Consider the following 19,008-nt stretch of genomic DNA (forward strand, 5'->3'; position numbering starts at 1 on the left):
ACGCGCTCAGATCAAGCTGCTGTGATTTTCACAACAAGGTTATGTAACGATAAGTCAGCGATGTTTCCCGGCGCATGACTTGCCGGCCACCCTCCGTCCCCTCCCCCGCCTCAATCCCCGGCCGGTCCTGGCGGCACCTCCCAGAGGCAGCTCTGCCAGAGCTTGAACACGGCCCCTGGTCCACAGGACCCCGCACAGACCGACCAACCCAGCCCGTCCGGCGCTTGAGGACGGACCCTGGTCCACAGGACCCCGCATCCCGCGGGCCACGGTCGGGGGCCAGCCCCCGAACCCCCGCTCCTCAAACGCCGGAGGGGCTGGATTTCGTACCCGGAGGAGCTGAGTTCGCTCGGGGAGGGCGGGAAAGTCAGCCCGTCCGGCGCTTGAGGACGGACCCCGCACCACGGGAAGGCAGGCACACCACCCCGGCGCGGGGCACCCCGTCAGCGGGGCAGCTCCGCCTCGATGAGGGCCGCCGCCATCGGCGCACCCCCTTCCGCCGCCATCCGCGCCCTCACCTCCGCGAGCCTCACCCCCACCCCCTCATCCCCCACCAACCCCAGCACCGCCTCACGAATCTCCCCCGGAGTCGCCGTCGCCGAATCCAGCCGGCGCGCCACCCCCAGCCCCACCAGCATGTCGGCGTTGCCGAACTGATCCACCGCCTGGGGGACCGCCACCATCGGTGTGGCCGTCGCCAGCCCCTCCTGGCTCCCCCCGGCCCCCGCGTGCGTCACAAACGCGTCCGCCTGCTCAAGGACCGAGAGCTGCGGCACCCACGCGTGCACCTCCACATTCCCCGGGATCTCCCCCAGCTCCCCCACCTCCACATGCCGGCCGATCTGCAGCACCATGTGCCACCCCGCCAGCCCCCCGAACGCCTCCAGGCAGGCGCGGTAGAAACCGGGGTGCTTGGTGTAGGACGACCCCAGCGACACCAGCAGCACCTTCTCCGCCCCGGCCGGCCGCTCCCACCGGCCCTGGTCCGCCCGCTTCCCCTGGCAGGCGCCCACAAAGGTGAAGACCGAGGTGTCGACCCGGTCGGCGTTGGGCTGGAGGGCGCTCGGGATCAGCACCACCGCGCGCCGGGGCCGGGCGAGCAGATCATCGGGGTGGGTGTCGCCCAGCCCGTTCTCCGTGAGCCAGTCACCGAAGCGCGCGTAGTACGCCCGGCCCCGCTCGCTCGCCTTCAGCTCCGCGTACAGGGGCTGGGCCACCTCCTCGTCGTACCCCTCCCAGGGAACGAGGTTGGGCCAGAGCGAGACGGCCGGCACCCCCCACCGGTGGGCCAGCACCTGCGCGGAGTAGGCGGTGATGTCATGGAGGACCAGATCGGGCTCGTCCCCCTCGAACGCCGCCGCGAGCTGCGGCAGCACCTGGATCGCGTCCCGGAGGAAGGGCTCGATGTTGTCGATCAGATCCGTCCCCCACCCGTCCGGGTCGTCCTCGGTGGGCAGGACGGAGTCGTAGACCACGGGTGTCGCCCCCGTCGCGGCGACCCTCCCGGCGAAGGACGCCGGGATCGCGTAGCTGACCCGGTGGCCGCGCGCCACCAGCTCGCGGATGACCTCCAGGCTCGGGTTCACATGCCCGGGGGCGGCGATGGAGAACATGGCGATGTGCGCGCGCTGCGGTTCGTTCATTCCCTCACGCTAAACGAGACGATACGTATCGTGCAACTCATATTCCCCGGCCGCCCGGCTCATCTCTGATACCTGGCCAGCACCAGATTCCCGTCCTTCACCAGCCGCTCCGCCAGCTCCTCCCGCCCGATCGCCCCGCTGTAGAACTCCTGGTACGCCGGGGTCGCCACCTTGTCCTTCCACTCCGGATACCCCCGCACGGACTGCGCCGGGGCGGGCCTCAGCCCCCGCGCCAGCGCCGCCCCCACCGCCCAGCCGTCCTCGCGCACCCGCAGGGCGGGATCGGCGAGCGCGGCCGACCCGGTCGGCAGCATCCAGTCGCCCTTGGCCAGCCGCACCATGTTCTTGGGCTGGAGCATGAAGTCCAGGAACCGGACGGCCTCCTTCTTGTACGGGGTGTCCTCGGCGATCGACAGGGTCTGCGGGCTCACCCCCTGCACCGTGCCCCCGGGGCCGGCGGGCGCCGGCAGCACCATCCACTCGAACCCCTCGGGGGCCTGCTGCGCTATCTGCTGGCGGTAGGCGAACCCGAGCGGCACCATCGCGTACTTCCCGCCGAAGAAACCGGGCAGCGCGTCCGACCCGCCCATCCCGAGCGTGCCGCGGGAGGCGGTGCGATCGGTGTTGACCTGGTCGTGGACGGTCCCCGGCACCACGCCGTCCCCGTCCTCGAAGCGGACCGTCACCTTTCCGTCGGCGCCCCGGTGGAAGAGCCGGCCCCCGGCCGAGAGCCCCAGGTTGAGGGTGACGGAGACCGGCTCCTTGAGCGGCCAGGCGACCGCGTACCCCCCCTCCCCCATCGACGCGGTCAGCACCTTCGCGACCTCCCGGAACTCCCCCCAGCTCCAGGGCCGCTCCGGGGTGGGAATCCGTACGCCCGAGGACTCGACGATCCTCCGGTTGGCGATCAGGACCCGGGGCTCCTGGAGGAAGGGGACGCCGTAGACGCCCTCGCCGAAGGTGACGCTCTCCCAGCTCCGCCGGGGGATGTCGGAGGTGAGCCGGGCGGGCAGCAGCCCGCGGAGATCGGCGAGATAGCCGCCGTGGGCGAAGTCCGCGAGGTCGTCGGAGGCGTCGTGGATGATGTCGGGGGCCTCGCCGCCCTCGAAAGAGGTCAGCAGCTGGTCGTGGACGCTGTCCCAACTGCCCTGCACATATTCGACCCGCACCTCGGGATGGCGCGCGTTCCACTCCCGTACCAGCTCCTTGTTGGCGTCGACGGACTCCTTCTGCCAGGCCAGCGACTGGAAACGGAGCCTGATCGTCCCGTCCCCCCGCTCGCCGTCGCCTCCGCCGCCCGAGCAGCCGGTGAGCAGCAGGGCGAGCACGGCGAGGACGGCCGGCAGGGAGCGGACGCGCGTGCGGGTACGGGCCCGAGGCGTGCGCATCAGGCCTTCACCGCCCCGGCCACCATGCCACCCGTGATCCGCCGCTGGATCACCGCGAAGATGACCAGCGAGGGGAGGGTGGCCAGAAACGCGGCGGCGGCGAGCGGCCCGAGGTCGGCGACCCCCTCCGCGCCGAGGAAGTGGGTCAGCACGACCGGCAAGGTCTGTTTCTCCGGGGTCTTGAGGAGGACGAGCGCGAAGAAGAACTCGTTCCACGCGGTGATGAAGGCGAAGAGCCCGGTCGCGACGATCCCGGGCGCGAGCAGTGGCGCGACGACCGAGACGAGTATCCGCACCCGGCCCGCGCCGTCCACGGCGGCGGCCTCCTCCAGTTCGGGCGGGACGGCCCGGACGTAGCCGACGAGCATCCACAGCGCGAAGGGCAGCGCCCAGACGACATAGACCAGGATCAGCCCGCCGAGGGAGTTGATCAGCCCCAGATTCTTCAGGATCAGAAAGAGCGGGATGATCACCAGAATGAAGGGGAACGCCTGGCTGACCACCACCCAGCCGGTGGCGGCGGTGGCGAGCCGGGTGCGGTGACGTGCGATGACATAGGCCATCGGGGTCGCGATCGCCACACAGACCAGCGCGGCGCAGACAGCGCTGAGCAGGCTGTTTCCGGCGGCCCTGAGCAGGGGCTGCTCCTCGAACGCCGCGCGGAAGTTGGCGAGGGTCGCATCCTGCGGAATCCAGGTCGGGTGGAGCGAACCCAGCTCCCGGGCGGGTTTGAAGGCGGTGGAGATCAGCCAGAGAAAGGGGAACGCGAGAAAGACGAGATAGCCGAGGAGCGCGAGGTACTGTCCGGCGCGCCCGGCCCGTCCGGTGCGGATCACTGGTCGTCGCCTCCCCTGAGCCGTCCCACGAGATGGAGCGCGAGCATCACCGAGATCACCGCGACCATCACACAGCTCATCGCGGCGGCGTAGCCGAACTGGCCGTAGCGGAATGCCTCCTCGTACGCGAAGAGCATCGGGAGGCGGGTGCGCCCGCCGGGGCCGCCGCCGGTGAGGACCCACACCAGGGCGAAGGAGTTGAAGTTCCAGATGAAGTTGAGTGCGGTGATCGCGAGGGCGACGGGTCTGATCGCGGGCCAGGTGACGGTGCGGAACCGCCGCCAGGCGCCCGCGCCGTCGAGCGCGGCTGCCTCGTGGAGTTCGTGCGGGGTGTTCTGGAGCCCGGCCAGCAGGGCGACCGTCGTCTGGGGCATGCCCGCCCAGACACCCACGACGATCACGGCGGGGAGGGCGGTGCCGAGCCCGGTGAGCCAGTCGCGGCCGTCGCCGAGGCCCAGATCGCGGATGGTCTCGTTGAGGATGCCGGCGTCGGGGTTGTAGACCAGCCGCCACATGATGCCGACGACGACCTCGGGCATCGCCCAGGGGATGATCGCCAGCGCGCGGGCCAGCCAGCGCAGCCGCAGATTCTGGTTGAGGAGCAGCGCGAGGCCGAGGGCGAGCGCGAACTGGGGGACGGTGACCCCGACCGCCCACAGCAGGCCGATGGAGAAGGAGTCCCAGAAGAGGGTGTCGTGGACGAGGTCCCGGAAGTTGAGGGTGCCGATCCACTGGGTGGGCTGGGTGCGCCCGGACTGGGAGTCGGTGAAGGCGAGGGAGATGCCGTAGAGCAGCGGGGCGACGCTGAGGACGAGGATCGGGATCAGGGCGGGGAGGACCAGGAACCAGGCGCCGTGGTCCAGGGTCTTTCCGGGCCGCCCCCGGGCGGGGTCCCGCCCGGACCTGCCGGATCTTCCGCGCTTCCCGGACCCGCCCGACCCGCCCGACCCGCCGGACCCGCCGGACTCACTGGACCCACCCGCGCCACGGGGGCCCCCGGAACCTCCCGGCCGCTCCGGCCGAGGGGGCGCGCTCGCCGATGTCACGTATGACACTCCTTTGGGCGGCTTTCCACCGATCTGGCCGCCCCGGCGGCCCCCGTCATCGTCCTGACGGGACGTGAGTTCGTCAAGGAGACGTTCGGGCGGATGGGAGACTTTGGCGGATTCCTACGGGTGAGACACGGCGGGAGAGGGCGCGGCGATGGACGAGGCACGGGCACGGCGGGTACTGGAGGCGGCCGGGATCTCCCCGGGCGCGGAGCTGCTGGCCCTCGGCGAGAACGCGGTCTTCGCCGCCGGTGACACGGTGGTGAAGGTCGGCCGCTCGGCCGAGCTGCTGGGCCGGGCCGAGCGGGAGATCGCCGTCGGGGTCTGGCTGGCGGAGGCCGGGGTGCCCGCGGTACGGCCCGCGCGGTCCGCCGCCGAACTGGTCGACGGCCATCCGGTGACCCGGTGGCACCGGCTGCCGGACCCGGTCCGGCCGGCCGGGCCCGCGGACCTGGCGGGGCTGCTGCGACTGGTGCACGCGCTGCCCGCGCCGGACTTCGCCCTGCCCGCGCGGGAGCTGCTGGGCGGGGTGGAGCGGTGGCTGCGCCTCGCCGGGGACGCGATCGATCCGGCGGACGCGGCCTATCTCCGGGAGCGCCGGGACGGCTTCGCCGCCGCCTCGGCCGCACTGGTGCCCCGGCTGCCCCCGGGCCCGGTCCACGGGGACGCGCTGCCGCGCAATGTCCAGGTCGGACCCGACGGCGCCGTGCTGGTGGATCTGGAGACCTTCTCGGCGGATCTGCGGGAGCACGATCTGGTGGTGATGGCGCTCTCCCGCGACCGGTACGGGCTGGCGCCCGAGGCGTACGCGTCGTTCACCGAGGCGTACGGGTGGGATGTGCGGGAGTGGGAGGGGTGCGCGGTCCTGCGCGGTGCGCGGGAGACCGCGAGCTGTGCCTGGGTGGCCCAGCACGCGCCGTCGAACCCCCGGGCTCGGGAGGAGTTCTCCCGGCGGGTCCGGTCCCTTCGGGAGAACCGGCCCGAGGTGCGCTGGCACCCCTTCTGAGCAGGGGGCGGACGGCGGGCCCGCCGCGAGCCGGGGGGCCGGGGCCCGGGCGCCCGCCGGGAGCGGGGGCGCGGTGCCTCAGGCTCCCGCCGGCGCGAGGAGCTTGGTGGGCCACGCGGTGTCCACCACGGCCTCGGTGTTCCCCTTCCGCCGCAGAAACGCCTGGAAGCCCGCCGCCCACTCGGCGTACCACCCGATCTGACGCTCATGCAGCTCCGCCGGGTCCAGCGCGGCCACCGAGGGGTGGCGCCCGGCCACCGCGATCGCCACCCGCACCGCCGCCACCGCGTCCGACGTGGCGTCGTGGGCGGCCTCCAGCGCGATGCCGTACTCCGCGCAGACGGCCTCCAGGGTGCGCTTGCCCTTGCGGTACCGGTCGACGGCGCGGTCGATGGTGTACGGATCGACGACCGGGCCGATCGGGCGGCCGGCCAGCCGCTCGGAGAGCGAGGGCAGCCGGTGCCGGTGCAGTTCGGCGGTGAGCAGTGTCAGATCGAAGGCCGCGTTGTACGCGACGACCGGGACGCCGCGCTCCCAGTGGCCGGTGAGCGCGGCGGCTATCTCCTCGGCGACCTCCGCCGCCGGGCGGCCCTCCGCCGCGGCCCGCTCGGTGCTGATGCCGTGGATCGCCGTGGCCTGCTCGGGGATGCGGACCCCGGGGTCCGCCAGCCACAGCCGCCGGCCGACCGGCTCCCCCGCCCGCACCCGGACGACCGCGGCCGTCACGATCCGGGCCTCCAGCGGATCGGTGCCGGTCGTCTCCAGGTCGAAGCCGACCAGTGTTTCCCCGTGCCAAGCCATCGTGCAGCCCTCCTTGTGCGGTGTTTTCCCCCATCGGTTCCTCACCTTCCCACGCGCCACTGACATCGGTGCGGGCACGGCCGGAGGAAGGAGGGAAGAGGAAGGAAGGAGGGGACAGGAGGGGCGGGAGGGGCGGGGCGACGGCTCAGGAGACGGGCCGTGAGTCGGCCCACTCCGACTCGAACTCCTCGCGGTAGGTCTGGAAGAGCCCGTGCTCCCCCTCGTTCCCCGCCCGGACCACGGAGCGGCCCCCGCCCCGCAGCACCAGCACCGGCGCCTCCATCCCCCGCGCCTTGCGCAGATAGGTCTGGACGACCGCCAGGCCGTCGGGCCCGTCGCCGTCGACCAGATAGGCGGTGAAGCGCGGGGTCTCGTCGAAGACCTGGATCTCGAAGGCCCCCGGGTCCCTGAGCCGGGCGCGCACCCGCCGCATATGGAGGATGTTCATCTCCACGGTGCGGCTCAGCTCGCCCTTCTTGAGACCCATCTCCCGCTCGCGCCGCTTGACCGCGCTGCTCGCCGGGTTGAGGAAGAGCAGCCGGACCCGGCAGCCCGACTCGGCGAGCCGGATCAGCCGGCGGCCGGAGAAGTTCTGCACCAGGAGGTTCAGCCCGATCCCGATGGCGTCGAGCCGCCGGGCGCCGCCGAAGAGGTCCTCGGCGGGCAGCTGCCGCTGGAGCCGCACCCGGTCGGGGTGGACGGAGACCACATCGGCGTACCGGTCGCCCACCAGGTCCTCGACCGCGTCGACGGGGAGCCGGTCGGCGGACGGGACCCCCGCGCCGCTGCCGAGTATGTCGAGCAGCCGGGCCGACGCGCGCTCCGCCTGGGCGAGGACCGCCTCGTTCAGGGCGCGGTTGCGGGAGACCACGTTGCGGGTGACCTCCAGCTCGTCCAGCGCCAGTTCCACATCGCGCCGGTCGTCGAAGTACGGCTCGAAGCAGGGCCAGTGCTGCACCATCAGCTCGCGGAGCTGGGGCAGGGTGAGGAAGGAGAGGACATTGTCGTCGGCGGGGTCCAGCAGATACCCCTTGCGGCGGGAGACCTCCCGTACCGCCACCGCGCGCTGCACCCACTCCTGGCCGGCGGGGCCCGCGGCGGCCACCACCCAGTCGTCGCCGTGCACCGGCTCGTAGATCGGGCGCAGCACCGCGGCCACGACGGCGCGCAGCCGCTGCTCGACCAGGTTCAGCCAGATGTAGGCGCGCCCGGCCCGCTGGGCGCGCGTACGCACCTCGCTCCAGGCGTCCGCGTCCCAGTCCAGCTCCGCCCCGATCTCCATCGGTCTGGCGAGAGAGACCGCACCGGGCGGGATGTCGCCGGGGTCCCCCTCGTGACCCGTGTCACCGGGGGGTAGCTCCAGACCTCCCGAGCTCACCCGCGCACCGCCTTCCCGTCCCCACCCAACGATCAAGGAAGACTACTCCGCATGCGGGACACGGTGCAGCCGGATCGCCGGGGCGGTTTCCCAACTCCCGGACCACGCCGATACGTTCCTCCAGGCGAGATCCGCCGGAGTGAGCCGATTCATAGCGGTACGGTCCGCCGGTCGCCCGGGAAGTACAGATGGAACGCGATGTTGACCGCGTCATCCACGGCTGCCGGGCGCGGCCACGATACGTTCGTAACGATCCGGTCGTTCTGTCCTCCCGTATCCGGATCGGAAGGGTAAGAGTTCTTCCATGCAGGTCTGGCCGGGACAGGCGTATCCCCTCGGCGCCACCTACGACGGCGCCGGAACCAACTTCGCGGTGTTCTCCGAGGCCGCGCACCGCGTCGAGCTGTGTCTGCTGCACGACGACGGCTCCGAGACGGCGGTGGAGCTGCGCGAGACGGACGCCTTCGTCCGGCACGCCTATCTGCCGGGTGTGATGCCGGGTCAGCGCTACGGCTTCCGGGTCCACGGCCCGTACCGGCCGGAGCGCGGCCAGCGGTGCAATTCCGCCAAGCTGCTCCTGGACCCGTACGCCCGTGCGATGAGCGGTCGCGTCGACTGGGGTGAGGCGGTCTACGGCTATCACTTCGGCCGTCCGGACTCCCGCAATGACCTGGACTCCGCTCCGCACACGATGGCCTCGGTCGTCGTCAATCCGTACTTCGACTGGGGCGACGACCGCTCCCCCCGGACGGACTACCACCGCACGGTGATCTACGAGGCCCATGTGAAGGGTCTGACGATGCTCCACCCGGAGCTGCCGCCGGAGCTGCGCGGAACCTACGCCGGACTGGCCCACCCGGCGGTGATCTCGCATCTGACGGAGCTGGGCGTCACCACGCTGGAGTTAATGCCGGTGCATCAGTTCGTCGACGACCACCGGCTGGTGGACGCCGGGCTGCGCAACTACTGGGGTTACAACACCATCGGCTTCTTCGCCCCGCACAACGCCTATGCCTCCTGGGGCGACCGGGGCGAGCAGGTGCTGGAGTTCAAGCACGCCGTCCGGGCGCTGCACCAGGCGGGCATCGAGGTCATCCTCGACGTCGTCTACAACCACACGGCCGAGGGCAGCCATCTGGGGCCCACGCTCTCCTTCCGGGGCCTCGACAACGCCTCGTACTACCGGCTCGCCGAGGACCGCCGGCACTACACGGACACCACCGGCACCGGGAACTCGCTGCTGATGCGGAGCCCCCATGTGCTTCAGCTGATCATGGACTCGCTGCGGTACTGGGTGACCGAGATGCATGTCGACGGTTTCCGCTTCGATCTGGCGGCGACGCTCGCCCGGCAGTTCCACGAGGTGGACCGGCTCTCGTCGTTCTTCGATCTGGTGCAGCAGGACCCGGTGGTCAGCCAGGTGAAGCTGATCGCCGAGCCCTGGGACGTGGGCGAGGGCGGCTACCAGGTGGGGAACTTCCCGCCGCTGTGGACCGAGTGGAACGGGATGTACCGGGACACGGTGCGGGATCTGTGGCGCGGCCAGCCGCGCACCCTCGCCGAGTTCGCCTCCCGGCTGACCGGCTCGTCCGATCTCTACCAGGACGACGGGCGGCGGCCCCTGGCCTCCATCAACTTCGCCACCTGCCACGACGGCTTCACCCTGCACGACCTGGTCGCGTACAACGGCAAGCACAACGAGGCCAACGGGGAGGGCAACCGGGACGGCGAGAGCCACAACCGGTCGTGGAACTGCGGGGTGGAGGGGGAGACCGACGACCCCCGGGTGCTGGAGCTGCGCGGCCGGCAGATGCGGAACTTCATCGCGACGCTGATGCTGTCGCAGGGCGTGCCGATGCTCAGCCACGGCGACGAGTTCGGGCGCACCCAGGGCGGCAACAACAACGCGTACTGCCAGGACAGCGAGATCTCCTGGGTGAAGTGGCCGGAGCCGGGTGCCGCGGACGAGGGGACGCTGCTGGAGTTCACCCGGACGATGGTGTGGCTGCGCCGGGACCACCCGGTCTTCCGGCGGCGGCGCTTCTTCCACGGGCGCCCGGTGGAGGGCACCCACGACGAGCTGACCGATATCGCCTGGTTCACTCCCCAGGGGAAGGAGATGGCCCCGCGGGACTGGCAGGCCGCGCAGGCCAGGGCGCTGACGGTGTTCCTGAACGGGCACGCCGTCTCGGAGCCGGGGCCCCGGGGGGAGCGCATCCGGGACGACTCCTTCCTGCTGATGTTCAACGCCGGGGCCGAGGACCTGGACTTCGTGGTGCCGGTGCACCACGGCCGGCTCTGGCAGGTGGTGGTGGACACCGCCCGCGCGGAGGGGGTCCCGCCGGGCGCGGGCTCGAAGGTCGCGGCCGGGGAGCGGGTGTGGCTGGTGGGACGGAGTCTGGTGGTGCTGCGGAGACCGGCGTAGGGGCCGGGGGCACGCCGGGGAGGCGACCGGGCGGGCGCCGGGGCGGACCCGTCCGGAGCCGATCGGCCGACACCGGGCTCCGGCCCGGTGACACAGACCGCCTCCCAGGGGGTACGTAGGCAGTCATGAAGCCCACCGCCACCTACCGGCTCCAGCTCCAGCCCGCCTTCCCCTTCGCGTCGGCCGCCCGGGCCGTGCCCTATCTCGCCGGGCTCGGCGTCTCCCATCTGCATCTCTCCCCCGTCCTGGAGGCGGTGCCCGGGTCGGCGCACGGCTATGACGTCACCGACCCCACCCGGGTACGGGAGGAGCTGGGCGGCGAGGAGGGGCTGCGGGCGCTCGCCCGGACCGCCCGCGAGCACGGGCTCGGCCTCGTCCTGGACATCGTGCCGAACCACATGGCCGCCGTCCCCCGGTACAGCCCCGCCTTCCGGGACGTGCTGCGGCAGGGGCCGTCCTCCCCGTACGCCCGCTGGTTCGACATCGACTGGGAGGCGGGCGGCGGGCGGGTGCTGCTGCCGGTGCTGGCCGGCCGGATCGGGGACGAGACGGCGGCGATGCGGGTCGAGGGCGGGACACTCCACTACGGGGAGCACCGCTTCCCGCTCCGGGAGCGGACCGCCGATCTGCCGCTGCCGGAGCTGCTGGACGCCCAGTGGTACCGGCTCGGCTGGTGGCGCCTCGCGCGCACCGAGCTGACCTACCGGCGCTTCTTCACCGTCCCGGAGCTGATCGGGGTACGGGTGGAGGACCCCGGGGTCTTCGAGGCCACCCACGCCAAGATCCTGGAGCTGGTGCGGGACGGGGTGGTGGAGGGACTGCGGATCGACCACCCCGACGGGCTCGCCGACCCGGAGGAGTATCTGCGGCGGCTGGACCGGGCCACCGGCTCCGGCTGCTGGACCGTCACCGAGAAGATCCTCACGGGGGACGAGCGGCTGCCGCCCGGCTGGCCGGTGGCCGGGACCACGGGGTACGACGCCCTGCGGCGCGTCGATGGCCTCTTCACCGATCCGGCGGGCCACCGGGAACTGGTCCATCAGTACCGCGAGTTCTCCGGGGCCGCCGGGGACCGGGGCGGCTACTGGGAGGCCACCGTCCGCCGGGCCGCGTACCGGGTGCTCACCCATGAACTGGACGCCGAGGTCTCCGCGCTGACCCGGCTCGCCGAGCGGGTCTGCGCCGGTGACCCCGGGCTGCGCGACCACGCCCCCTGGGCCCTGCGCACCGCGATCCGTGAGCTGCTGGTGCGGGTGCCGGTCTACCGGCCGTACCGGATCGGCGGCGACGAGGTGCTGACGGTCGCGGCGGCGGCGGGCGCCAAGGGCGCGTTCGCGGTCCCCGAGGAGGCCGGCGCCGTCGATGTCGTACGGGATCTGGCGCTCGGCCGGCTCGGGGAGAGCCCCTCCCGGGACGCCTTCCGCGCCCGGTTCGCCCAGACCTCGTCCGCGCTGCGCGCCAAGTCGGTCGAGGACACGGCGTTCTACCGGCACACCCCGCTGGTCTCGGCCAACGAGGTGGGCGGCGACCCGGGCAGGCCCGCCGTGGGGGTGGCGGAGTTCCACGCGTACGGCGAGCTGCTGGCGCGCGACTGGCCGACCACCGGGACCGTGCTGACCACCCATGACACCAAGCGCAGCGCGGATGTGCGGGCCAGGATCGCGGTGCTCTCCGAGTGCCCCGAGCGCTGGGCCGGTTTCCTGGCGGGGATCACCGAGGAGTCGGCCCGGCTGGAGGGCGGACGGGCGCCCGATCCGCATCTGGCGTGGGTGGCGTGGCAGACGGCGCTCGGCTTCGGCTTCCCCTATGGCGAGCGGTTGCAGAACGCGCTGCTCAAGGGGGTGCGGGAGGCGGCGCTGCACACCACCTGGACGGAGCCGGACCCCTCGTACGAGAAGGCCGTGACCACCTTTGTGAACACCGGGCCCGCCGGGCCCCCGCTGTACTCGGTGGCCCGGTTCGCCCGGGAGCTGGCTCCCTACGCGCGGGCGAACGCGCTGGGCGCGGCGCTGCTCCAGCTGGCGATGCCGGGGGTGCCGGATCTGTACCAGGGCACGGAGCGGGAGTATCTGGCGCTGGTCGACCCGGACAACCGGGGGGTGTTCGAGGAGGGCGCCCCGGACGAGCGGACGGCGCTGACCCGGGCCGCGCTGCTGCTGCGGCGGGAGCGGCCGGAGGTGTTCGGCGCGTCGGGCACCTATGTGCCGCTGCGGGCGAGCGGCCCCGCCGGGGACCACTGTGTGGCCTTCTGCCGTACGGGCGAGGTGGTGGCGGCCGTCACCCGGCTGTCGCTGGGGCTCGAACGGTCGGGGGGCTGGGGGGAGACGGAGCTGACGCTGCCGGCGGGCCGGTGGGCGGATCTGCTGGCGGAGGGGCGGGAGTCCGGTCCGTACCGGGCCGGGGGGCCGGTGCGGTTGGCGGAGCTGTTCGCGGACCGGCCGGTGGCGCTGCTGGCCCGGGTGCGGGAGGGGGCACACGGGGCCGGGGGTCCGGAGGGGCCCGGCGGGGGGTGAGGGCCGGGGCGGTGCGGCCGGCGGGGCGGCGGCTCAGCGGGCGGTGAGGGCCGGGGCGGTGCGGCCGGCGGGGCGGCGGCTCAGCGGGCGGTGAGACGGAAGCTCATCCGGCCGAAGCCGACCATGTCACCGTCCCGCACCACCACCGCGCCGGTCACCCGCCGCCCGTTGACGGTGGTGCCGTTGGTGGAGCCGAGGTCGCGCAGGAGCCAGGCGCCCCGGTGCAGGCTCAGTTCGGCGTGCGTCCGGGAGACCGTGTCATGGCTCAGCCGCAGTCCGTTGCCCGGGTCGCGGCCTATCCGCAGCGGATGGGGGCCGGGCTCGGGCAGCAGCAGCGGCGGCAGCTTCTCGGCCTGCCAGGCCCTGCGCAGCCGTACGAAGAAGGCGGACGCGCCGCCCACGGCGCCCACCAGCCGCTGGCCGATGCCCTCCGGCGGTCCGCCGAGGTCGGCGGTGAGGGCTTTCAGCTCCTCCACCCGGACGGCGAGCAGGGCCAGTTCCATCCGCCGCAGAAAGGTGTCGTGGGACAGCCTGCCGTCGGCCGCGCCTTCCCTGAGCACACCGACCACCCGGTCCCGCTCGGCGTCGGAGAGCCGGGCGGGGGCGGAGTGAGTGGGGAACTCGAAGGACGATGTCACCCTGTGATTGTCGGGCCGAAGAGAGCGCGCTGTCCAGGAAACGGACCGTCCCGGTCGTCCGAGTACAGCGGCTGACCTGCACGGAAGCCTCGGTTCCGGGTTTAATTGTCCCCGCTCCGGGGGCTGTCGGATGGGTAGAGTGGGCTCCACGCCCCGGACCGAGGAGAGGAGGCGAGTGCCGTGTTCACCCCACCCATCCCGCGCTCCCGCCCCGTCCGCCCGGCGTCCGCTGTCTGAGACCGGGAGCGCACCACCGCTTTCTCCCGGAGGACACTCCCATGACCGGTCTGGTCATTCGCGCGCTCGACGAGCGCGACGCGGCACTCTTCGACACTCTGCCCGACCCGCTCGGCACCGGCCGTGCGCTGGCCCTCGCCACCCACCGGCCCGAGTGGAAGCGGGTCGCCCTGCGCGACGGCCGGGTGGTCGCCCGGGCCGCCTGGTGGGGCGGGCCCGATGATGAGAAGCCCCTGCACATCAACTGGTTCGACCTCGCCGAGGGCGAGGAGGAGGCGGGCGCCGAGCTGCTCCGCGCCGGGCCCCACCGCGTCCCCTATCTGCTGATCCTGCCGCGCGGCTGGCGCGAGGACCCGGTGCTGCGCGCGGCCGGCGAGGCACGGCTGCGGGCCGCGGAGGCGGCGGGGATGAGCGTGCTCGTGGAGCGCCACCAGTACCGCTGGACGCCCTCCTGCGGGCTGCCCGCCCGGCCGGGCCGGCTCGTCTTCCGGCCCGAGCCCGACGACGAGGTGATCCTCCGGGTGCTGCGCCGGATTCACTCCGCGACGCTCGACGTCCACGCGCTGCGGGACATCGCCGAGGGCGGCCCGGACCGGGCGGCCCGCTCGGAGCTGGAGTACTTCCACTGGTGCCCGTCACCGCGCGAGTGGCTCCGGCTCGCCCACACCCCGGACGGCGAGCTGGTCGGGATGCACGCCCCGGTGCACAACCCGTCGGGGCCCTGCGTCGGCTTCATCGGGGTCGTACCGGAGCAGCGCGGCCACGGCTACGCGTACGACCTGCTCGCCGAGTGCACCCATGTGCTCGCCGGGCACGGCGCGCGGTTCATCGCCGGCGCCACCGACCGGACCAATCTGCCGATGGCGGCGCACTTCGCCCGGGCCGGGCACCCGGTGATCGAGGAGCGGGTCCATCTGGTCCCGGGCTCCGGCGGCGCCGCGCGCTGACGGGCGGGCGGGGGTGCCCGGTCTCCCCGGGCGCCCCCGTCGGCGCCGTGGTGTCAGGGGCGGACCATCACCTTGAGGCGGGCGCGGGTGTCCATCGCCCGGTAGGCGTCGGCGACCCGGTCGAGGGGGACTTCGGCGTCGAACACCCGGCCGGGCTCGATGCGGCCGTCCAGCACGTCCCGGAGGGCCTCGTCGAGGTAGGCGCGCACCGGTGCGGGGCCTCCGGTCAGGGTCGCGTTCTTCCCGAAGAGGGAGCCGAAGCCGACCGGGGCCTCCTCGTACTGCGGCACCCCGACCCGGGAGACCACCCCGCCGGCGCGCACGATGCCGTACGCCTGCTCGTAGGCGGGCAGCAGCCCCACGGCCTCCAGCACGACGTGGGACCCCTCGCCGCCGGTCAGCTCCCGCACCCGTGCGACGCCCTCGTCCCCGCGCTCGGCCACCACATCGTCCGCGCCCCACTCCCGGCCCAGGCCGGTGCGGTCCTCGTGGCGGCCCATGAGGATGATCCGATCCGCGCCCATGCGCGCGGCGGCCAGCACCGCCGACAGGCCCACGGCGCCGTCGCCGATGACCGTGACCGTCTTCCCGGCGGACACCCTGCCCATGTGGGCGGCGTGGTAGCCGGTGAGATAGACATCGCTGAGGGCCAGCAGGGAGGGCAGCAGCGCCGCGTCGGCGTCCCCGGGGATCTTCACCAGGGTGCCCGCGGCCTGCGGCACCCGGACGGCCTCGGCCTGCGCGCCGCCCACCCCGCCCGCGCCGTACCAGCCGCCGCGCGGACAGGCGGTCTGGAAGCCCTCGCGGCAGATCGCGCAGGTGTTGTCCGCGAACGCGAACGGCGACACCACGAAGTCGCCCTCCGCCAGGCCGGTGACCTCGGCACCCGTCTCCTCGACGACCCCGAGGAACTCATGGCCCATCGGCGTGGGCTCCGGGCCGTCGGGCGAGGCACGGTAGGGGTGCAGATCGGAGCCGCAGACACAGGCCAGGGTCACCCGCACGACCGCGTCCGTGGGCTCCTCGATCCGCGGACGGGCCGTCTTCTCGACCCGTATGTCCCCGGCGCCGTGGAGGTAGGTGGCTCGCATCGGCTCTCACACCTTTCGCACCCGCTTCTCCTTCCACCATCCGCCCGATCCCCGCGACGCGCACGGCGGCGCCGGGGCCGCCGTGCGCCGGGCGCGACTCCCCCGCGTTTCGCGGGGTGGCTCGGTGTCCCCGGGGGCGGGGAGTTGCCAGGATGGGCCCCGGACCCGGGACACCGCCCGGGTGGAGCCGCGCCGGGCCCGGACGGGCCGGGGGCGGCCGAGCGACGAGGGGAGCGCCAGTGCTGTTCGAGGTGTGGGCGCCGGCGGCGGGTGAGCGGGTGGAACTGTGGCTGGAGGGCACCGGGCATCCGATGGCGCCGGTGGCGGGGCGGCCCGGCTGGTGGGGCGCGGAGGTGCCGGCGGCCGACGGCGCCCGCTACGGCTTCGCCCTGGACGGTGGCCCGGTACTGCCCGACCCCCGGGCGCGGCGGCTGCCGGACGGACCGGGCGGGCCGGGCGCCGTGGTCCTCCCGGACTCCTTCGTCTGGCGCCACGACTGGCCCGGGCGGACCCTGCGCGGCGCGGTCCTCTACGAGCTGCACATCGGTACGTACACCCCCGAGGGGACCCTGGACGCGGCGGCCGGGTGCCTGGGGGACCTGGTGGACCTCGGGGTCTCGCACATCGAGCTGATGCCGGTCTGCCCCTTCCCCGGAGTGCACGGCTGGGGGTACGACGGGGTGGCGCCGTGGGCGGTGCACGAGCCCTACGGCGGGCCGGCGGCGCTGAGGCGCTTCGTCGACACGGCGCACGGTCACGGCCTGGGCGTGGTGCTGGACGTGGTCCACAACCACCTCGGGCCCTCGGGGAACCATCTCCCCGCCTTCGGCCCCTATCTGACCGGCACCCACCGGACCCCCTGGGGCGCCGCGGTCAATCTGGACGCGCCGGGCTCGGACGAGGTGCGGGCCTATCTGCTGGACAGCGCGCTGGCCTGGCTGCGCGACTACCGGCTCGACGGGCTGCGGCTCGACGCGGTGCACGCGCTCGCGGACACCCGGGCGCTGACCTTCCTGGAGGAGCTGGCGGCGGCGGTGGACGCGCTCTCCGGGGAGCTGGGCAGGCCGCTGTTCCTGATCGCCGAGTCGGACCGGTGCGATCCGCGCACCACGGCGCCGAGGGAGGCCGGGGGCACCGGGCTGCACGCCCAGTGGAACGACGACTTCCACCATGCCCTGCACACCGCGCTGACCGGCGAGTCCCAGGGGTACTACGAGGACTTCGCGCGGGCCCCGCTCGCCGCGCTCGCCAAGACCCTGACCCGGGGGTTCTTCCACGACGGCACGTACTCCTCCTTCCGGGGCCGCTCGCACGGGCGCCGGGTGGATGTGACGACCACCCCCGCCCACCGCTTCCTCGGCTATGCCCAGACCCATGACCAGATCGGCAACCGGGCGCTGGGCGACCGGCTGTCCGGGTCGCTGAGCCCCGGTCTGCTGGCGTGCGCGGCGGCGCTGGTGCTGACGGGACCGTTCACCCCGATGCTCTTCATGGGCGAGGAGTGGGGGGCGGGCACCCCCTGGCAGTACTTCACCGACCACACCGATCCGGGCCTGGCGGCGGCGGTGCGGGAGGGCAGGAGGCGGGAGTTCGCCGCGCACGGCTGGGCCGCCGGGGACGTCCCCGACCCCCAGGACCCGGCGACCCGCGACCGCTCCTGTCTGGACCGTGCCGAGCGCTCCCGGGAGCCGCACGCCCGGCTGCTGGCCTGGCACCGCGAGCTGATCGCGCTCCGCCGCACCCACGCGGACCTGGCCGACCCGGATCTGGCGTCGGTGCGGACGGCGTACGACGAGGAGGCCCGCTGGCTCGCGGTGCGGCGGGGGGATCTGCGGATCGCGGTCAACCTCTCCCCCGAGCCGGCGGGCATCGCCCTGGGCGGCGGCCCGGAGTCCCGGGTGCTGGCCTCCTGGGAGCCGGTGGAGGCGCCGGGGGCGGACGGGGTGCTGTGGCTGGGCGGGGAGTCGTGCGCGGTGCTGGCGGACGGGTGAGACGGGGGGCGGGCCGGGCGCGCGGGGTCAGTCCCGGCCGCCGCCGCCGAGCAGGCGCTCCAGCAGTTCCTGGAACTCCTCGCCGACCACGATCCGCAGCCCGTCCCCGTCCTCGTCGCGGTCGCTGAGCTGGGTGAGGGTGCCCTCGCGCCACCAGTAGACATAAGGGGTGATGGCGCCGGGGGTGTCGACGAACCCGGAGGCCGCGAAGCCGGCCATGGCGTTGAGGGCGGGGATCACCCCGGCGTCCCGGATGACATGGAAGGCGAGCTGGTGCCGGAAGGGCATCGCCACCAGGGCGCCGTCCGCGGTGAGCTGCTCGCCGGTGGTCTCCCGTACCGCGTGCTCCAGGGTCAGCACCCGGCTCGCGGTGTAGAAGGAGTCGCCGAGGAGCACCTCGAAGCGCATGCCGGCGTCGCCCTTGACGGTCTCGTGGCCCTCGATGGGCAGACCGCGCAGGTTGTAGAGGGCCTGCTGGCGCAGATAGTGGAGGTCGCCGAGGGGTTCGAGCGCGTCGTCGGTGAGCATCATGACGCTCTCGGGGAGGTCGAGCGCGAGGATCTCGTACAGTCCGGACGCGGGCGAGCGGGCGTAGTCGAAGTTCTCGGGGTCGAAGCCGTCGGCGCCGAGGACCCGGGGGAAGAGCTGGGAGCGGATCTGCTCGGTGGAGAGAGTGTCGAGCGCGGAGGGCGCGTCCATGGTCCGGAGCACCATCCCGACATGGCGGCGGACCAGATCCGGCCAGGCGCGCGGGCCCCGGTCGTCGTTGTGGAGGACGGCGGCGAGGTTGGCGAGGCCGAACTGGCGGCCGGCGTTGTCGGAGACCACATCGGGGTGGATCGAGACCTCCAGGCCCTGCTCGGCGAAGGCCTCGCGGACCAGGGCGCGGAACCGGGCGCCCTCGTCGGCCGAGAAGTAGCCGAATGCGGGGTCGCGGGGTCTGTCACGCCCGTCGCGCTTCGGCCTCCGCCGGAACAACCCCACGTCATCCGCCTCTCGTCCGCCCCCGGAGCCCGGCTCCCGTCAGGCCCTTCCCGCCTCGGTCCGCGCTTGTGAGGGTACCCA

14 protein-coding genes are annotated in these 19,008 nt (G+C 73.4%); 5 read left to right on the forward strand and 9 right to left on the reverse strand.

Going from position 1 to position 19,008, the window contains the following annotated elements; genetic code table 11:
* Window positions 1-443: 443 nt before the first annotated feature.
* From mgt to ABT122_RS05475, 4 genes are read right to left on the reverse strand one after another with little or no spacing between them, the layout of a single operon-like run.
* Window positions 444-1,643: a macrolide-inactivating glycosyltransferase gene (gene mgt / locus ABT122_RS05460; RefSeq protein WP_351545706.1), complete on the reverse strand. Its 1,200-nt coding sequence runs from the start codon at window positions 1,641-1,643 to the stop codon at window positions 444-446.
* Window positions 1,644-1,702: 59 nt separating this feature from the next.
* The gene (locus tag ABT122_RS05465) at window positions 1,703-3,031 is read right to left on the reverse strand and encodes an ABC transporter substrate-binding protein (protein ID WP_351545709.1); all 1,329 of its coding nucleotides are present in this window, start codon (window positions 3,029-3,031) and stop codon (window positions 1,703-1,705) included.
* A complete protein-coding gene (locus tag ABT122_RS05470) occupies window positions 3,031-3,864 on the reverse strand; it encodes a carbohydrate ABC transporter permease (protein WP_351545855.1) in 834 nt (277 codons plus the stop codon). Before ABT122_RS05470 ends, ABT122_RS05465 begins: the two co-directional genes overlap by 1 nt.
* A complete protein-coding gene (locus ABT122_RS05475) occupies window positions 3,864-4,730 on the reverse strand; it encodes a carbohydrate ABC transporter permease (RefSeq protein ID WP_351545858.1) in 867 nt (288 codons plus the stop codon). The genes ABT122_RS05470 and ABT122_RS05475 overlap by 1 nt, the downstream gene beginning before the upstream one ends.
* Window positions 4,731-5,070: 340 nt before the next feature.
* Here ABT122_RS05475 and ABT122_RS05480 point away from each other — a divergent pair, with 340 nt between their 5' ends.
* Window positions 5,071-5,922, forward strand: coding sequence for a phosphotransferase enzyme family protein (locus ABT122_RS05480; protein WP_351545712.1), 852 nt, complete (start codon window positions 5,071-5,073; stop codon window positions 5,920-5,922).
* Between the two features lie 78 nt (window positions 5,923-6,000).
* Here the strand turns inward: ABT122_RS05480 and ABT122_RS05485 are convergent, their stop codons facing one another.
* Complete coding sequence (locus tag ABT122_RS05485) at window positions 6,001-6,723, reverse strand: 3'-5' exonuclease (protein WP_351545715.1); 723 nt, start codon at window positions 6,721-6,723, stop codon at window positions 6,001-6,003.
* A gap of 145 nt (window positions 6,724-6,868) precedes the next feature.
* A complete protein-coding gene (locus tag ABT122_RS05490) occupies window positions 6,869-8,101 on the reverse strand; it encodes a DUF5919 domain-containing protein (protein ID WP_351545718.1) in 1,233 nt (410 codons plus the stop codon).
* A gap of 304 nt (window positions 8,102-8,405) precedes the next feature.
* On the opposite strand from ABT122_RS05490, the gene glgX reads away from it, so the two are divergent.
* Both glgX and treY read left to right on the forward strand, forming a co-directional pair.
* Complete coding sequence (gene glgX, locus ABT122_RS05495) at window positions 8,406-10,526, forward strand: glycogen debranching protein GlgX (RefSeq protein WP_351545721.1); 2,121 nt, start codon at window positions 8,406-8,408, stop codon at window positions 10,524-10,526.
* A 125-nt stretch (window positions 10,527-10,651) separates the two neighbouring features.
* Window positions 10,652-13,039, forward strand: a complete 2,388-nt coding sequence (treY, locus tag ABT122_RS05500) for a malto-oligosyltrehalose synthase (protein ID WP_351545724.1) — start codon at window positions 10,652-10,654, stop codon at window positions 13,037-13,039.
* 80 nt (window positions 13,040-13,119) lie between these two features.
* On the opposite strand, the gene ABT122_RS05505 is transcribed toward treY, so the two are convergent.
* The gene (locus tag ABT122_RS05505; protein ID WP_351545727.1) at window positions 13,120-13,677 is read right to left on the reverse strand and encodes an FHA domain-containing protein; all 558 of its coding nucleotides are present in this window, start codon (window positions 13,675-13,677) and stop codon (window positions 13,120-13,122) included.
* 278 nt (window positions 13,678-13,955) lie between these two features.
* Between ABT122_RS05505 and ABT122_RS05510 the strand changes: the two genes are divergently transcribed.
* Complete coding sequence (locus ABT122_RS05510) at window positions 13,956-14,861, forward strand: GNAT family N-acetyltransferase (RefSeq protein ID WP_351545730.1); 906 nt, start codon at window positions 13,956-13,958, stop codon at window positions 14,859-14,861.
* A gap of 53 nt (window positions 14,862-14,914) precedes the next feature.
* Here ABT122_RS05510 and ABT122_RS05515 read toward each other — a convergent pair whose 3' ends face one another.
* On the reverse strand, window positions 14,915-15,952 hold the full coding sequence (locus ABT122_RS05515; RefSeq protein ID WP_351545733.1) for an alcohol dehydrogenase catalytic domain-containing protein: 1,038 nt from the start codon (window positions 15,950-15,952) through the stop codon (window positions 14,915-14,917).
* A 239-nt stretch (window positions 15,953-16,191) separates the two neighbouring features.
* Between ABT122_RS05515 and treZ the strand changes: the two genes are divergently transcribed.
* Window positions 16,192-17,943, forward strand: a complete 1,752-nt coding sequence (gene treZ, locus ABT122_RS05520) for a malto-oligosyltrehalose trehalohydrolase (protein WP_351545736.1) — start codon at window positions 16,192-16,194, stop codon at window positions 17,941-17,943.
* A gap of 27 nt (window positions 17,944-17,970) precedes the next feature.
* Here treZ and ABT122_RS05525 read toward each other — a convergent pair whose 3' ends face one another.
* The gene (locus ABT122_RS05525) at window positions 17,971-18,927 is read right to left on the reverse strand and encodes a DUF1444 domain-containing protein (protein ID WP_351545740.1); all 957 of its coding nucleotides are present in this window, start codon (window positions 18,925-18,927) and stop codon (window positions 17,971-17,973) included.
* Between the last annotated feature and the right edge of the window lie 81 nt (window positions 18,928-19,008).

The sequence above is a fragment of the Streptomyces sp. NPDC001985 genome (assembly GCF_040296845.1).
Lineage (GTDB): Bacteria > Actinomycetota > Actinomycetes > Streptomycetales > Streptomycetaceae > Streptomyces.

What these genes read in the sequence shown, in the direction of transcription:
- mgt (WP_351545706.1), bottom strand. Translation starts at nt 1,643, where the DNA reads ATGAACGAACCGCAGCGCGCGCACATCGCCATGTTCTCCATCGCCGCC.
- ABT122_RS05465 (WP_351545709.1), bottom strand. Translation starts at nt 3,031, where the DNA reads ATGCGCACGCCTCGGGCCCGTACCCGCACGCGCGTCCGCTCCCTGCCG.
- ABT122_RS05480 (WP_351545712.1), top strand. Translation starts at nt 5,071, where the DNA reads ATGGACGAGGCACGGGCACGGCGGGTACTGGAGGCGGCCGGGATCTCC.
- ABT122_RS05485 (WP_351545715.1), bottom strand. Translation starts at nt 6,723, where the DNA reads ATGGCTTGGCACGGGGAAACACTGGTCGGCTTCGACCTGGAGACGACC.
- glgX (WP_351545721.1), top strand. Translation starts at nt 8,406, where the DNA reads ATGCAGGTCTGGCCGGGACAGGCGTATCCCCTCGGCGCCACCTACGAC.
- treY (WP_351545724.1), top strand. Translation starts at nt 10,652, where the DNA reads ATGAAGCCCACCGCCACCTACCGGCTCCAGCTCCAGCCCGCCTTCCCC.
- ABT122_RS05510 (WP_351545730.1), top strand. Translation starts at nt 13,956, where the DNA reads ATGACCGGTCTGGTCATTCGCGCGCTCGACGAGCGCGACGCGGCACTC.
- ABT122_RS05515 (WP_351545733.1), bottom strand. Translation starts at nt 15,952, where the DNA reads ATGCGAGCCACCTACCTCCACGGCGCCGGGGACATACGGGTCGAGAAG.